Below are 15,111 nucleotides of genomic sequence, written 5' to 3' on the forward strand. Positions count from 1 at the left end.
GCCGATGAATCACTGAAAGAATAGGAACCATGACTTCCAACACCCCTGTCTCCGATCAGCTCTTTGACCGTGCACGGTCCCTCATGCCCGGCGGTGTGAACTCCCCGGTCCGGGCCTTCGGCTCCGTGGGTGGAAACCCAAAGTTCATGGTCTCTGCCAAGGGTGCCTATCTCACGGACGCCGATGGCAAAGAATACGTGGACCTGGTGTGCTCCTGGGGACCGGCACTGCTGGGGCATGCGCACCCCGCTGTGCTCGACGCCGTCCACGCGGCTGTGGACCGCGGGCTGTCCTTCGGTGCTTCGACACCGGATGAAGCCAACCTGGCAGCCATCGTGAAGGAGCGGGTCTCCGCCGTAGAGAGGCTGCGGATGGTGTCCACCGGCACTGAAGCCACCATGACTGCGGTACGGCTGGCCCGCGGCTTCACCGGCCGTAACCTGATCATCAAGTTCGCAGGCTGCTACCACGGCCACCTGGATGGCCTGCTTGCCGCCGCAGGCTCCGGCGTCGCCACACTGGCATTGCCGGGCTCGGCCGGCGTCACCGAAGCTACGGCTGCGGAGACTCTGGTTCTGCCGTATAACGATCTCGACGCCGTTGAGGCCGCCTTCGCTGCCCACGGCAAGAACATCGCTGCCGTCATTACCGAGGCCGCTCCGGCGAACATGGGCGTAGTCACCCCGGGGGAGGGCTTCAACGCCGGGCTGTCCCGCATCACCAAAGAACACGGCGCCCTCCTCATCCTCGACGAAGTCCTCACCGGGTTCCGCACCGGCTACGCCGGCTACTGGGGGCTGACGGGCAGGCAGGAAGGCTGGGCACCGGATCTGCTCACCTTCGGCAAGGTCATCGGTGGCGGAATGCCGACGGCGGCACTCGGCGGCCGCGCCGACGTCATGGACTATCTTGCTCCTGTTGGCCCGGTCTACCAGGCAGGCACCCTGTCGGGGAACCCCGTGGCCATGGCCGCTGGTGTAGCAACGCTGACTCACGCAACTCCTGATATCTACGCCTATGTTGATGCCCGTTCGTTGGAACTCTCGGCAGCTCTGTCCGCGGCCCTGGACGCTGTTGGCGTGGACCACTCCATCCAAAGGGCGGGAAACCTGTTCTCCGTTGCTTTCGGCACTTCGGCCCACGGCGTGCACAACTACGCCGATGCCCAGGGCCAGGAAACGTTCCGTTATGCGCCGTTCTTCCACTCCATGTTGGACTCCGGGGTCTACCTTCCGCCGTCCGTCTTCGAAGCCTGGTTCCTGTCAGCGGCCCACGACGACGCCGCGATGAATCGCATTGTGGACGCCCTCCCGGCAGCTGCGAAGGCGGCTGCCGCAGCCTCCGCCTGATCGCTGATGCCCCGGGCAACCGCTGCCCGGGGCAGTGTGGCGCCCGCACGGGGTAGGCTCGTAGATGGAAACCCAACCCCAACGAATTAACGGTTTACCATGCGCAAGACCCAGACAATTGCATCCCTCGGTATGAGCATCGCGGCGGCTGGAGCTTTCCTCGCCATGGCGTCCGGCTGCTCAACCGGGAGTGGAAGTTCCGCACCGACTGCCACGGACGGGTCGCCGTCGGCCTCTGCCCCTGCGTCGTCAGGCACTCCGGTTCCCACCACCGCGCAGGCGACGTCACCACCGCGATCCCCGGCTCCTTCCACGCCACCATCGGCCCCTGCATCAGGGACGAGCGCGCCGTCCGTGGCGGACCAGCAACTTGCGGCCATGAGCCTGGAACAGCGCGTGGGGCAGTTGTTCATGGTGGCGGCCAAGGCAACTGGTGCTGAGCCGGGGACCATGGAAGCACTGAAGAAGTATCACACGGGCAACGTCTACCTCAGCGGGCGCAGCAAGGCAGGAACCGGGGCCACCACGTCAGTTGTCTCGTCCCTGACGGGCACGGTCTCTCCAGCTACCACAGGTGGTGTGCCCCTTTTTGTAGCCACGGACCAAGAGGGTGGCTACGTCCAAGTCCTCTCCGGCCCCGGTTTCTCCACGATCCCCACCGCGTTGGTCCAGGCGGGGTCCGGGGCGGCTAAGCTCCGCGCTGACGCCGCCGTATGGGGTAAAGAGCTGCGGAGCGTCGGCGTGAACGTCAACCTTGCTCCGGTCTTGGACACGGTGACCAGCCCGGAGTTTGCGCCGTCCAACGCCCCGATCGGGCATTTCCAGCGAGAATACGGTTACGCACCGCCGGCAGTTTCTGCACTCGGCAGCGCCTTTGCCGACGGCATGAAGGACGCCGGTGTCGCGCCAGTGGTCAAGCACTTTCCCGGTCTGGGCAGAGTTGTCCCCAACACAGATGTGACCAGCGATGTCAGGGACACGGTAACAACCCGGAACGATCCCGCTCTGGAACCTTTCCACGCAGCGATCGAGTCGGGCACGCAGTGGGTCATGGTGTCCAACGCGTTCTACGACAAGATCGATCCTGCCAACATTGCGCCGTTCTCCCCGATGGTCATGGACACTATGCTGCGGGCAGACGCGGGCTTCAAAGGCATCGTTCTCTCGGATGACCTCTGCAGTGCCGCTCAATTGGAAGCCTGGTCTGATGCGGACCGGGCCCTGAACTTCTTTAGCGCCGGTGGAACCATGCTGGTGTGCGCCGATCCCGCGGCCATTCCATCAATGCACCAGGCCGTAGTGAAGAAAGCGCAATCCGATCCCGGGTTCCTGGCAAAGGTGGATGCCGCTGCCCTGACGGTGCTTAGAGTCAAAGCCGGGCAATAAGCGCAACGGGGAAACCCCGCCCTTCCTGATCAAGCACGAGGCTTGATGCGCGGAAAGACGGGGTTTCAGTGGAAGCTGGCGGTGGCTACAGGACGTCCGAAAGGAAGCCCTGCAGACGTTCCGTTTGAGGATCGGTGAAGAGCTTTTCCGGCGGACCGGATTCCACCACAACGCCTGCGTCCATGAAGGTCACGATGTCCGAGACATTGCGGGAGAAGCCCATCTCGTGGGTCACCACCACCATGGTCATGCCTCCTTGCGCCAGATCCGTCATGAGGGCCAGTACGCCCTTGACCAGTTCAGGGTCCAGCGCTGAGGTTGCTTCGTCGAAGAACATGACCTCCGGCTTCATAGCCAGCGCGCGGGCGATCGCCACGCGCTGCTGCTGGCCACCGGAGAGGTTGGCAGGGCGGGCATCGGCCTTGTGCTTCAGTCCGACCAGGTCGAGTTGGGCCAGGGCCTCGTCCCGTGCTTCGTCCTTGGACATGCCACGGAGCTTGCGCAAGGCGAGGGAGATGTTCTCAGCCACTGTCTTGTGCGGGAAGAGGTTGAACTGCTGGAACACCATGCCGATACGGCGGCGCAGTTCGTCCGGGTTGTCCTTCAGAACTGAACGGCCATCGAGGAGAATGTCGCCTTGGTCCGGTTCGATGAGTCGGTTCATCACACGGAGCAGCGTTGACTTTCCGGAGCCCGAAGGCCCGATCACAGAGGCTGTGGTGCCCTTCTCCACGTGAAGGTCAATGCCGCGCAACACATGGTTGCTGCCAAATGACAGGTGGATGTTCTTCGCAGACAGCGTTCCTGAAGCGAATTCGCTCATGCCTGGGCTCCCTTTCCAACGACGGCTGCTGCCTCGTCCGGTTCCTTCTTCTCCGGGCGACCGGCTCGCATGCGGGCATCAATCCAGTTCACGAAGTGAGTGAGCGGGATGGTCAATGCCAGATAGAAGATGGCTGCAGCTACATACGGCGACAGGTTGCCGCTGTTGGCAGCAGCGTCCTTGCCGATCTGGAAGATCTCACGTTCCGTTGCCAGCAGGCCAAGCATGAAGACCAAGGACGATTCCTTGATCAGCGCGATGAACTGGTTGACCAGCGCCGGAAGGACGCGGCGGATGCCCTGGGGCACCACCACCAGACGCATGGACGAACCGTAGCTGAACCCCAAAGCGCGGGTTGCCTCGAGTTGGCCCTTGTCCACGCTCTGAATACCTGAGCGGAAGATCTCGCCGATATACGCACCGGACATCAAGGACAACGCCGCGATGGCCATGGGGTACGGGCTCGTGGAACCGGTCAGTTCACGGATGACGGGGCCGAAGCCGAATCCGATGACCAGGATGGTCAGGACGGGCGGAAGGCCACGCAGGATGTCCGTGTAGATGCGGGCAATCCACCGTGCTGCTGCGTTCCGGGAGATCCCCATCAGGGCAAGCAGCATTCCGATCGCCGTCCCGATGATGCCTGATATAACAGCCAGGATCAGCGTATTCGGAAGGCCGATGGCGAACATCTTGGGGATGACTTGGCCCATCGCCTCCCAGTCAAAGAAGGTGTCGGCAAGTTGATTGAGGATATCCATGGAACGCCCGGGTTACTTGGCGGGGACTTGGACGGCCTTGCTGCCCGGCGTCCAGCCCTGCGGGGTCTGCTCGGCAGCAGTCGGACGGTCCTTGTACCATTCGGCGGTGAGCTTGGCCCACGTGCCGTCAGCGATCACTGCGTCGAGGCCGGAGTTCAAAGCGTCGATCAGCGGCTGGTTGTCCTTGTTCACGGCGTAGGCGGTGAAGTTCTGGGTGTTGACAACCTTCTCGGCGATCTTGGTGTTGTCGCCTTCCTTGACCTGGCCCTCAGCCTGCTGCGACGGTGCAACCCAAGCGTCGATCTGGCCGTTCTTCACGTTGCCGTAGACGGTGTTGTAGTCGGGGAAACGAACCGGCTCAATCTTGAGGGTGTTCGTCATGTAGTCGTCCTGGACGGTGCCCTGGACTACACCAACCCGCAGGCCTTCCTTGAGGTCCGCGAAACCCTTGACAGCGGAATCGTTCTTGGTCACGACGGCCATGTAGCCGAAGTCGTAGCCATTTGTGAATCCGACGGTCTTGCGACGTGCGTCAGTGGTGGAGATCGAGGAGGATCCGACGTCGAACTGCTTGTTGGCTACCTGGGACAGGAGGGCCGAGAAATCCGTGGAGGCGAACTCGACCTTAAGGCCCAGCTTGTCGCCGATGGCGCGGAGGAGTTCGTTGTCGTAACCGGTGAACTTGCCGGAGGGATCGATGAAGATGTTCGGCGGGGCATCGGAAAGGGTGCCCACGCGCAGGGTGCCGTCGGTGATGAGGCCGAGCTTGGACTTGTCGATCTTGTCCAGGGGAGTGACGTCAGCGGTGGTGAACTTGTCCAGGGTCTGCTGGTCACTGCCGGCGAGGGCGTCGGTGGGCGAGCCGCTGGGCTCGGAGGTTCCTCCGCCGCATGCTGCCAGGGAAATCACCAGGGCTGCGGCCACCGGGGCAACAGACAGCCACTTAGGGGCTTTGAATTTCATAAAGAAATCACTTTCATCGGGTCACTGAGACGTTTCGCGGGTGGGCGGGGAATGTGGCAACCGTGAGAAGGTTGGCTGCCCTAGCAGACTTCAACCCGCCAAACTTAATTATGTCACCAGCCCACCGGCGCATGGTGAATCGAATAAACGGTTGTCGGCACTCGATTTCACCGAATAAAGTTCCCGCGGATGACGCTATGCGCCTTGGTCTGTTCCGACTGTTGCCTTCGAGATGAAATCCCCGCGCGACTCAGCTTTGTATGGGGGTTCCCGAATTTCATGTGACTTGCGTCGCAGTACGTAACCTGCGGGAGTGCTCCCGGCTTAGAAGCCACCCCGGCTTGCATCTTCGGGTGGGAGGACGGGCCATTCGCCTTCAATGACTGCTGTAGGTTTGCTGCGCCGCAGGTATTGCTGGAAATCGGCAGCCTGGGATGCGGCCCAGTCTACTTGCAGCTGGTGGAGGGTGGATGCGGGCATCTGCAGTTTGGGGAACTTGCCGGCCATGGCGTCAAGGACGCGGAGCGTGGCCAGTGCGTCAGCCGCGGACGTGTGCGCGTTGCTCAAGTCCACACCGTATTCCTCGCACAGGGCCGTCAGGGTGCGCTTGCCCTTGCGGTAGCGGTCCACCTGCTTGTTCATCACATAGGGGTCCAATACTGGAAAGCGGGTCAGCTGGGGGACACCATATCGAGCGGACTCCGCCGCAAGGACCGTGAAGTCGTAGCTGGCGTTGAAAGCGATAACTGGAGTGCCGTCGTCGAACAGCCGCTGAAGCACCTCCGCGACCTCACGGGTGACATCCGCTGCCGGCCGGCCCTCTGCACGGGCTTTCTCCGTGGTGACCCCGTGCACTTCACTTGCTTCAAGAGGAATCTCCACGCCGGGATCGGCCAGCCACTCGTGCTCTGCGATGAGCTCGCCATGAGCATCCACCACCGTGATCGAAGCGGTGACGATCCGGGCCGAACGTGAGTTCTTTCCGGTGGTCTCGAGGTCGAATGCGGCGCGGGAGAGGGTGTTCCAGGAACTCATGACTTCAAGCTACCGGCTGGCTCCGACACTATTGGGCACGACACTCCTGCCGTTACGCTGAACACATGCGGATGGAGTATGTGACGGCGGTGCTGGCCGTCGTGGACCTCGTACCGTCTGGTTCTGCAGTGTCCTACGGAGATGTCGCCGAGCTGCTCGGAGCCGGGGGACCGCGGCAGGTTGGCGCAGTGATGAGCCACTATGGAAGTTCCGTAGCCTGGTGGCGGGTGCTGCGCGCAAGCGGCGAGGCACCTCCGGGCCATGAAGCAGATGCCTTGCGGCACTACCTGGCGGAATCCACTCCACTGCACGGCGCCTACGAGGCATTCATGCGGACGGGCGAGGGCCGATGGCGTGTGGACCTGACAACCGCTCGCTGGGCGCCCACCGACACTGACTTCGACCAACTTGATGTGATCTCTGACCAGTTGGAGCGTCAACTCCATATTTTGTCGGTGCCCAATGATGAAATGACTGTGTGACCGCGACTCCCACCAAAACCCGGCAGGCTCCCGCAGCCCTTCGCCTGCTGCCGCCTAGAGAGACCCACTTCGCGGCACCTGATTTGTCCCAGGACCAACTCGCAGTGGTTTCCATCGCGCAGGGAAGTGGCCCCATCCTCGTTCCCGGGGGCCCGGGCACCGGCAAGTCCACGGTGCTCGTCGAATCTGCTGTCCGCCGTGTACGCCAGGACGGCCTTGATCCTGAAGAGATTCTCATTCTCGCTCCGGGTCGTCACGCGGCAGCAGCTTTGCGGGACACCTTCACGGGGCGGTTGGACCGCAGCCTCAGTACGACGCCGGCACGCACCTGGGCGTCCTACGCTTTTGATGTAATCCGGCGCGCCAAGGCAGAAGGCATCTTGCCGCTGACCCGGCCACCGAAGCTCCTCTCGGGTCCCGAGCAAGACCTCATCATCAAGGAACTGCTGGAGGGGCACTCCCGTCCCGGTTCCCGGTTGCCTTGGCCGGAGGATCTTGCGGCAGCCCTTCCCACCCGCGGCTTCCGCCACGAGATCCGCCAATTGTTCGACCGCATTATTGAGTCTGGACGCACCGCCGAGGACTTGGTTGGCCTCGCCTATGAGTGTGGTCGGCCGGACTGGATGGCTGCGGCCGAACTCTACAGCGAGTACAGGGACGTTCTGGATCTCCGGATGCCGGAGGCCTTCGACCCCGCGGGCATCATTACCACCGCACGGCAAATTTTTCAGGACTCTCCGGCTTTCCTGGCCGCGGAACGCGAACGGCTCAAGCTCATCCTGGTTGACGACGCCCAGGAATCGAACCCCGCAGTATTCGAGCTCCTCGCGGATATCGCCGAGGGCAAGGACGTCGTGGTGACCTATTCACCGGATACCGTGGTTCAGGGCTTCCGTGGTGCTCGCCCGGACCTTGTTGCAGAATTGCCGTCCTTGCTGGGCGGCGCGGAACAGGATGTTCTTGAGCTTCCCCTCTGGGTCACGCACCGGCACACGCCAAGGGTTGCTGAAGCGTGGACGCGGGTTGCGGCCCGGATTTCCCAGCGCTCCGGGGGGCAATTGGCCCGGCGCCTGGAGCAACCGCCCCAGCAGGAGAAGGACACCCTTGGGCTGTCCGGCGACGGAGGCGTGGAGGGGCACGTCCTTCCGTCGGCTGTGCACGAACTGCGATACGTTGCGCAGCGCATTTTGGAAGCGCAGCTCCGTGAGGGCCGGGAGTTCAGCGACATCGCGGTCATCGTTCGAAACGGCGGACAAATTTCTCAAGTGCAGCGCTACCTCAGCGGTCAGGGCATTCCCGTGCGCGTACCCGTGGCGGATTCTGCCGTCCGTGATGAAGTGGCCGTGCGTCCGCTGTTGGAGGCATTCGCGATTGTCCTGGATCCCTCCAAGCTGACGCCGGAGACCGCAGTGTCGCTCCTGACGTCCCGCATTGGTGGTGCCACCGCCATCGAGCTGCGCAGGCTCCGGCAGTCGCTGCGCCGGGAGGAACTTCTTGGCGGCGGCGGCCGCTCCAGCGATGCCTTGCTGGTGGAGGCCCTGCTTCAACCGGGGGCGTTGGCCTCGATCGGAATCGAAGGCAGCCCGGCGCGACGGCTGGCGCGCATGTTTGTGGCAGGCGCCGCAGCTGCAGGCGTACCGGGGGCCAACGCGGAGTCGGTTCTCTGGGCCCTATGGCAAGCTACTGGCCTGTCCTCACGATGGGCCGAGGCGGCTCTGGAAGGTGGAACCTTCGGAGCTCGGGCAGATCGGGACCTGGATGCCATGATGGCCCTGTTCCATACGGCAGAACGTTTCGTGGACCAATTGCCGGGGTCCGGTCCGGAGCAGTTCCTGGAGTACTTGCTCAACCAGGAGCTTCCCATGGACACCCTTGCCGCGCGGGCGCAACTGGAAGCCTGCGTTGAAATCATGACTCCAGCCAGTGCAGCCGGTCGTGAATGGCCTATGGTGATCGTCGCTGGCCTCCAAGAGGGAGTCTGGCCCAACACCCGCCTCCGTGGTGAACTGCTCGGCAGCACGCTCTACGCCGATGCCGTGGAGCACGGAGTGGACTACGCACTCCATCGCGGGCCATTGAGCCGGCTCCGGGATATCCGCTACGACGAACTGAGGAGCTTCTCAACGGCAGTTTCGCGTGCCCGCGAGGTCCTGATTTGCACAGCGGTTTCCTCTGAGGATGAACAGCCCTCGGCCTTCCTGGACTACGCGGCACCACTGGGACCAGGTGAATACCGGCGCGATTACACGCCGGTGGACCGGCCCATGACGCTTCGCGCGCTGGTTGCTGAATTGCGGCAGCATGCTCAGTCCCATGATGCAGCCGGCAATGGTTCCTCGCAGGAGGCGGCACGGATCCTGGCCCGTCTCGCCACAGCGGAGCCGCCTGTACCTGGCGCGCATCCGGACACCTGGTGGGGCTTGGCGCCGCTGAGCTCCCACGAGGCCGTGGTCCCGCCCGGGGGTACGGTCTCGGTGTCGCCTTCCAAAGTGGAATCCGTCCACAAGTCACCGTTGGATTGGTTTGTTCAAGCAGCGGGCGGTGAGGCTGCCACCGATTTTGCTCGCAGCCTCGGGACCTTGGTCCATAGCATCGCCCAGGAGCTCCCTGACGCTTCGGGCGCCGAGTACGTCGCGGAACTAGTCCGGCGGTGGCCAACCTTGGGCATGAAGGACAACTGGGAGGGCAAGCTCGACTTCCAGCGTGCTGAACTGATGGTCCGCAAATTGGCACAATATGTGCTCATCATGCGCAGCGAAGGCAGGAGCCTGCTGGCCGTGGAACGCGACTTCGAAGTCCAGCTTCCTGACATTCAGGTTGATGCGGCCCCCGCTGAGGAGACCGAGGCCGACACCATGCGCCATGCGGTACTCCGTGGCCAGGTGGACCGTTTGGAGCTCGACCAGGAGGGCCGGCTGGTCATTGTTGACCTCAAGACCGGCAAACGCCAACCTGGTAAAGCCGAGGTTGCCCGGCACCCACAACTGGGCGCATATCAGGCGGCAGTCCTTCAGGGAGCCTTCCAGGACGCAGGAACCAACGAGGAAGCACCCGACGCCGGTCCGGTGGCCCAGCCCGCCCAGGACGTAGTTCCGGGCGGGGCTGTGCTGGCCCAGCTCGGAACCAAAACCAAGAGTCCCTCGGTGCAGCAACAGGCACCATTGGACCCTGCGGAGAATTGGGCGGAGAGCCTGGTGAATGAGGCAGCTGCGCTCATGGCTGGCGCGACGTTCGATGCCAGGCACGATCCCAGCAAGAGCGGCCACGGCGGCCACGGTTGCCGGCTTCCGGATATTTGCCCATTGTGCGCCAGAGGAAAGCAGGTCACCGAATGACAACAGAGCTTTTGGACGGTTCTGCTTCCGGCTCCGTTGACCTTCAAGGAGTTCCACAACCACGGTTCTCGCCCACGGAACTGGCGGATATCCTGGGCGAGAAGAACCATCCCACCGCTGAACAAGCGGGCATCATTGCCTCGTCTCTTTCACCGCGGCTGGTGATCGCCGGCGCGGGTTCCGGCAAGACGGCCACCATGGCTGACCGGGTGGTATGGCTGGTGGCCAACGGCTGGGTGCGCCCCGAGGAAGTGCTTGGCGTGACTTTCACACGGAAAGCGGCTGGTGAACTGGCCAGCCGGATCCGGACCAAGCTGGCCACACTTCAACGGATTGCAGCTGAGGATAACGGCAGTATCGGTTTTCCGGAAGGACTCCTGGGCGAAGACGATCTCGAGCCCAAAGTATCCACCTACCATTCCTACGCCAGCGGTATCGTGTCGGATTACGGACTGCGACTAGGCATCGAACGTGATGTCGTATTGCTCGGTGGCGCGCAATCCTGGCAGTTGGCCAGCGAAGTGGTGGAGGCCTACGACGGTGACTACGAACACTTCACCGCAGCCAAGTCCACCCTGGTCAACGCCGTCATCCAGTTGGCGGGCGAATGCGCCGAGCATCTTCAGGATCCGGCCGAAGTACGTGACTGGGTTCTGGAACGGGTGGAGACCTTCGAGGCACTTCCGTATCTGGCCGCTGCCAAGAAGAACCCCACCCAGGCCGCCGCAGAACTGGCAGCAATGCTCCGTACCCGCGCCAGTGTCGCGGATATGGTGGTGCGCTACCAGGAAGCCAAGCGGCAGCGGGGCGTCCTTGACTTCGGTGACCTCGTGGCCCTTGCTGCCCGGATAGCCAGCGATATTCCTCTCGCGGCGGAGACTGAGCGGGCCCGCTACAAGGTGGTGCTGTTGGACGAATTCCAAGACACTTCCCATGCCCAGCTGGTGCTCTTCTCGCGTCTGTTCGGGCAGGGCCACGCGGTGACGGCGGTGGGTGACCCCAACCAGTCCATCTATGGATTCCGGGGTGCTTCGGCAGGGCAGCTCTTTCACTTTGTGCAGGAGTTTCCGGTGAGGCACCTAGCTGGGTCAGGCGACACGGAGTCCTACACCGTAGCTCCCACCTCTTACCTGACCACAGCGTGGCGGAATGGCCGCAACATTCTTGAGGCCGCCAACACCATCGCCTCGCCGTTGAATAAAGCAGCAGCATCGGAAGGTCCGGCGGGGGAGAGGGGTACAGCCGCCAGCGTCTCAGTCCCGGCACTGGTCCCCAGCCCAGCGGCCGTGGACGGCAGTGTGGTGATCGGGCGGTTTGGGACGGATGAGGACGAAGCCGCCGTCATAGCCCGCGATGTCCGGCGCTACCAGCGCACCGTCTTCGAGGAGGAAAAGGACGGCACGCCTGTCAGGCCGACCATGGCTGTTCTGTGCAGGAGAAGGGCTCAGATGGAGTGCCTCCGGCGTGAGTTCGAAGTTCAGGGAATCGCCTACGAAATTGTGGGACTTGGCGGCCTGCTGGACACGCCGGAGATTGTTGATCTGGTGGCGACACTTCGAGTGCTTGCCGATCCGGGGAGGTCCGACGCCCTGATGCGGCTTCTTGCCGGGGCACGTTGGCGGATTGGCCCGGCAGACTTGATGGCCTTCAGCGACTGGTCCCGTTTCCTTGCCCGCCGTCGATCCGCACCTGATACACACCCTGATGCCACGGATGCCAACGAGGAACCGGCGGCGGTGGTGGTTGAAAGCGACATCACCGATGCCGCAAGCCTTGTGGAGGCACTGGACTTTCTGCCCAAGCCTGGCTGGACTTCGGGGCACGGCCGGCGCCTGAGCGCTGCGGCCCTGGATCGCCTGGCCGGCCTCGCCTCGGAACTTCGCTTCTTGAGGAGCTACATCGGTGATGACCTCACAACGCTCCTTGGCGAGGTTGAACGCGCCATGCTGCTTGATATCGAGGTGGCAGCCAAACCAGGCACCAGTATTCATCAGGCACGCCGTAACCTTGATGCGTTCCAGGACGCCGCGGCGGGCTTCCTGCAGACGTCCCAGCGGATAGACCTGTTGGCTTTTCTGTCCTGGCTGGAGGCGGCGGCATCCGAAGAAGGCGGCTTGGACGTTGCTCCGGTCGAAACCAACCGGGAAGCCATTCAGCTGCTTACGGTCCATGCCTCCAAGGGGCTGGAATGGGATGTTGTCTTTGTTCCCGGGCTGAACGCCGGTTCCTTCCCCAGCAACCGGGATTCACGCTGGAGCAGCGGCGCCGCGGCGTTGCCATGGCCTCTGCGGGGGGACCGTGCGGATCTCCCGCAGTGGGACCTCGATCAGCCAGACCAAAAGGGATGGCTGGACGCGGAGAAAGACTTCAAAGCCGAGGTTCAGCATCATGGTGAAGCAGAGGAGCGCAGGCTGGCATATGTCGCCTACACCCGCGCAAAGTTCGTTTTGTGGGCGTCCAGTGCAGCATGGAATGGCTCCCGATCGGGTATGGCGGCGATGTCTGGCTTCCTTGCCGAACTTGCACCTCTCGCCGCTGGGGAGGGGGAGGAAAACGACATACGGAGGCCGCGTCCGTCCGGTATGGCGGTCGTTCATGCGGAGTCGGTAATTGAGGAAGCACTGCCGGAAGAGAGCCCGCTCACCGCAGCGCTTGAGGTTGCCCGGTTCCCCTACGATCCCCTTGAAGGCCCTGTGGACCCCCGCACCGGCGCCCGACTCCGGCTTGTTCCGGGCCGTCGGCTTGCCATGGACCAAGCGGCGGCAACGGTGCGGGGATACATTGCGGAACCCGCCCCGGCGCCGCAGCTGGTTGAGACAGCTGGTGCGGCGCTCAAATGGTCCCAGGAAGCGGAACTCCTGCTGGACCGTCAGCGGCAGCGCAAGTCAGTGCAGGATGTCCACCTGCCCAGCCATATTTCTGCTTCGCTTTTCGTAGACCTCGGCGCTGACCCAGCCGCCGTTCTCTCCCAACTACGCAGGCCTGTTCCCCGCGAACCAGGCATTTCGGCGCGCAAGGGGACAGCCTTCCATGCTTGGGTTGAGGAGTACTTCGGGACAACGGGCATGCTGGACCTGGACGAAGCACCTGGCTCCGACTCCCATATCGACGAGGCCTATGGACTTGATGAGATGGTGGCCGCGTTCAAACAGTCCGAGTGGGCACAGCGCGCACCCGCCTTTGTCGAAGTTCCCGTCGAAACCCGGATCGGCGACGTCGTCGTCCGCGGACGCATCGACGCAGTGTTCCGCGATGCCGATGGTCGCTGGACGCTCATCGACTGGAAAACCGGCCGACGCCCGGCCGGACGCCAACTGGCAACCCGGGCCGTGCAATTGGCCGTCTACCGGCTCGCCTGGGCACGCCTGAAGGATGTGCCCCTCGAGGACGTCAGTGCAGCCTTCTACTACGTCGCCGATGACTCAGTGGTTCGTCCACACGACCTGGGCAGCGCAGAAGAACTGGAGCAGATCGTGGCGAGGGCCCTGGCAGACAACAACCAGGGAATCAGGAACGATCAGCAGCATGAAGCGGCGTCACGTTAACCACACTGATCGAGGCGGTGGAGGTGTCGTCATGATCGGCGGCCGCGGGAAAGTCGCCGTCCGCTGCCTGTGAGCGCCGTTCTGCCGTACCATCGCTAGCTGCCGGCTCCGCCTCTTCGTTTCCGTTCAATGATGGCTCGGGGGAGGGCTCGTGATGAGTTTCAACTGAATCATCTCTGGCCTGCGAATCGCTTGGTATGGCGGCCACTGTAACGGTCGGACCGGCGTCGGGAATGGCAGTGACGCTGACTGCTGGCTGCTGTCCGGCCGGCGCCTCCGAAGCCTGCAACGCCGCAGCCTCGTTCTCCGCGGCTTCGTCCTCTGCGGCCTGGGCCGCGTCGCGTCGTGCCTGCTCGTCGATGTCGTCGGAGAGGGTCTGCAGCATGGACTCCGCCTCTGCCGTCATACTCTGGTGCCCGGCGGCCATGGCCTTGACCAAGTACTGGGCCAAGGCAAATTCGGCCAACAGAGCGGCCCGGCGAAGCAAGTGGACATCAGGGGTCTCCCTGCGTGCCTGTGTGTACTGCCCCAGGACGGCCTCAACAAAGGAGGATTCGTTGGATGCCACAAGCCACGCAAAGTCATCGGCGGGGTCGCCGATTCTGAGGTCCGTCCATCCTGTCAAGGCAGTCACGGAGTCGTCCTGGACCATCAGGTTGTCTTCGTGGAGATCCCCATGGACAACAGAGGTGTTGAAACGCCAGAGCGCTACGTCTTCGAGGGCATGTTCCCAGCGGCGCAGCAGCGTAGCCGGGATCTTGCCGGTAGTGGCGGCCTGATCGAGTTCGTTGAGCTTGCGCTGGCGGAACTCATTGGCCGAATAACTTGGCAGATCGGCGTTGGTGACCAAGGTCAGCGGAAGGTCATGAATGGCTGCCAAGGCTGTGCCGATTTCCTGTGCCAAGGCAGGGCTGCCCGCAGAGAGTTCCTCGATGGAGAGCATGGAGCCCTGCAAGTGGGCATAGACAAACGTGGTGAGCGCACCTTGGCGGACCGTGCCGGCAATCGTGGGCACATGGAATGGCAGTTCAGCCCGGGTGGCCGGGGCGAACGCACGCAGCACCATGAATTCGGTCTCCAACCGTGTGCTTGCTTCCGGATGCCGCGGCGAGCGGACGCGCCAGCGCTTGCCTTCCGCGTCGAGCAGCAACGCCGAGTCGAAGTCGGCGTCGTCGTCCGGGGAATAGGCTGTGGCCGTCGGCGCCAGGCCGGGCACCGCCGCGGTTGCTATGGCGGCCAGTTCTAGCGGTGTTCTTCTCACGTTCTCCACGGTAGAGTGAGCGCGGCCTGTGGCCATGATGCAGTGCGGCGAGTCTTCATATCGGCCCCAAAACAAGGCCATTCTGCCTGCCCTTGCCCGTTCAAGGGAATGCGTCCACAAGGCGGGACCCTTCCAAATGTTTTTTGTCGGTACGAGTCAGTACGGTAGATA

General features: G+C 63.1%; 11 protein-coding genes. 5 read left to right on the forward strand and 6 right to left on the reverse strand.

Annotation, left to right across the window (positions count from 1 at the left end; translation table 11 throughout):
- The first annotated feature begins 29 nt into the window (after positions 1 to 29).
- Complete coding sequence (hemL, locus tag BLW08_RS04015; RefSeq protein WP_091323456.1) at positions 30 to 1,349, forward strand: glutamate-1-semialdehyde 2,1-aminomutase; 1,320 nt, start codon at positions 30 to 32, stop codon at positions 1,347 to 1,349.
- A gap of 86 nt (positions 1,350 to 1,435) precedes the next feature.
- Here the strand turns inward: hemL and BLW08_RS24070 are convergent, their stop codons facing one another.
- Positions 1,436 to 1,729, reverse strand: a complete 294-nt coding sequence (locus BLW08_RS24070) for a hypothetical protein (protein ID WP_254779666.1) — start codon at positions 1,727 to 1,729, stop codon at positions 1,436 to 1,438.
- Here BLW08_RS24070 and BLW08_RS04020 point away from each other — a divergent pair.
- The gene (locus BLW08_RS04020) at positions 1,728 to 2,735 is read left to right on the forward strand and encodes a glycoside hydrolase family 3 N-terminal domain-containing protein (protein ID WP_254779668.1); all 1,008 of its coding nucleotides are present in this window, start codon (positions 1,728 to 1,730) and stop codon (positions 2,733 to 2,735) included. The genes BLW08_RS24070 and BLW08_RS04020 overlap by 2 nt on opposite strands.
- Positions 2,736 to 2,820: 85 nt before the next feature.
- Here BLW08_RS04020 and BLW08_RS04025 read toward each other — a convergent pair whose 3' ends face one another.
- From BLW08_RS04025 to BLW08_RS04040, 4 genes are all read right to left on the reverse strand, one after another.
- Positions 2,821 to 3,558, reverse strand: coding sequence for an amino acid ABC transporter ATP-binding protein (locus tag BLW08_RS04025; protein ID WP_090818202.1), 738 nt, complete (start codon positions 3,556 to 3,558; stop codon positions 2,821 to 2,823).
- Complete coding sequence (locus BLW08_RS24025) at positions 3,555 to 4,319, reverse strand: amino acid ABC transporter permease (RefSeq protein ID WP_090818204.1); 765 nt, start codon at positions 4,317 to 4,319, stop codon at positions 3,555 to 3,557. The genes BLW08_RS04025 and BLW08_RS24025 overlap by 4 nt, the downstream gene beginning before the upstream one ends.
- A gap of 12 nt (positions 4,320 to 4,331) precedes the next feature.
- Positions 4,332 to 5,282: an ABC transporter substrate-binding protein gene (locus BLW08_RS24030; protein WP_090818207.1), complete on the reverse strand. Its 951-nt coding sequence runs from the start codon at positions 5,280 to 5,282 to the stop codon at positions 4,332 to 4,334.
- A gap of 324 nt (positions 5,283 to 5,606) precedes the next feature.
- Positions 5,607 to 6,317, reverse strand: a complete 711-nt coding sequence (locus BLW08_RS04040; RefSeq protein WP_090818210.1) for a 3'-5' exonuclease — start codon at positions 6,315 to 6,317, stop codon at positions 5,607 to 5,609.
- A 65-nt stretch (positions 6,318 to 6,382) separates the two neighbouring features.
- Between BLW08_RS04040 and BLW08_RS04045 the strand changes: the two genes are divergently transcribed.
- Genes BLW08_RS04045 through BLW08_RS04055 form a run of 3 tightly spaced genes read left to right on the forward strand, consistent with a single transcriptional unit; the run spans position 6,383 to position 13,679 of the window.
- Positions 6,383 to 6,799, forward strand: a complete 417-nt coding sequence (locus BLW08_RS04045; protein ID WP_090818213.1) for an MGMT family protein — start codon at positions 6,383 to 6,385, stop codon at positions 6,797 to 6,799.
- Positions 6,796 to 10,134 carry an ATP-dependent helicase gene (locus tag BLW08_RS04050; RefSeq protein WP_091323460.1) on the forward strand — a complete coding sequence of 1,113 codons (3,339 nt, stop codon included), beginning with the start codon at positions 6,796 to 6,798 and terminating at the stop codon, positions 10,132 to 10,134. Before BLW08_RS04045 ends, BLW08_RS04050 begins: the two co-directional genes overlap by 4 nt.
- The gene (locus tag BLW08_RS04055; protein WP_091323461.1) at positions 10,131 to 13,679 is read left to right on the forward strand and encodes an ATP-dependent helicase; all 3,549 of its coding nucleotides are present in this window, start codon (positions 10,131 to 10,133) and stop codon (positions 13,677 to 13,679) included. The genes BLW08_RS04050 and BLW08_RS04055 overlap by 4 nt, the downstream gene beginning before the upstream one ends.
- Here BLW08_RS04055 and BLW08_RS04060 read toward each other — a convergent pair.
- On the reverse strand, positions 13,642 to 14,940 hold the full coding sequence (locus tag BLW08_RS04060) for a macrolide 2'-phosphotransferase (protein ID WP_175538569.1): 1,299 nt from the start codon (positions 14,938 to 14,940) through the stop codon (positions 13,642 to 13,644). The two genes, BLW08_RS04055 and BLW08_RS04060, sit on opposite strands and share 38 nt — an antisense overlap.
- Positions 14,941 to 15,111 lie beyond the last annotated feature (171 nt).

Source organism: Arthrobacter sp. cf158 (assembly GCF_900106835.1).
Lineage (GTDB): Bacteria > Actinomycetota > Actinomycetes > Actinomycetales > Micrococcaceae > Arthrobacter.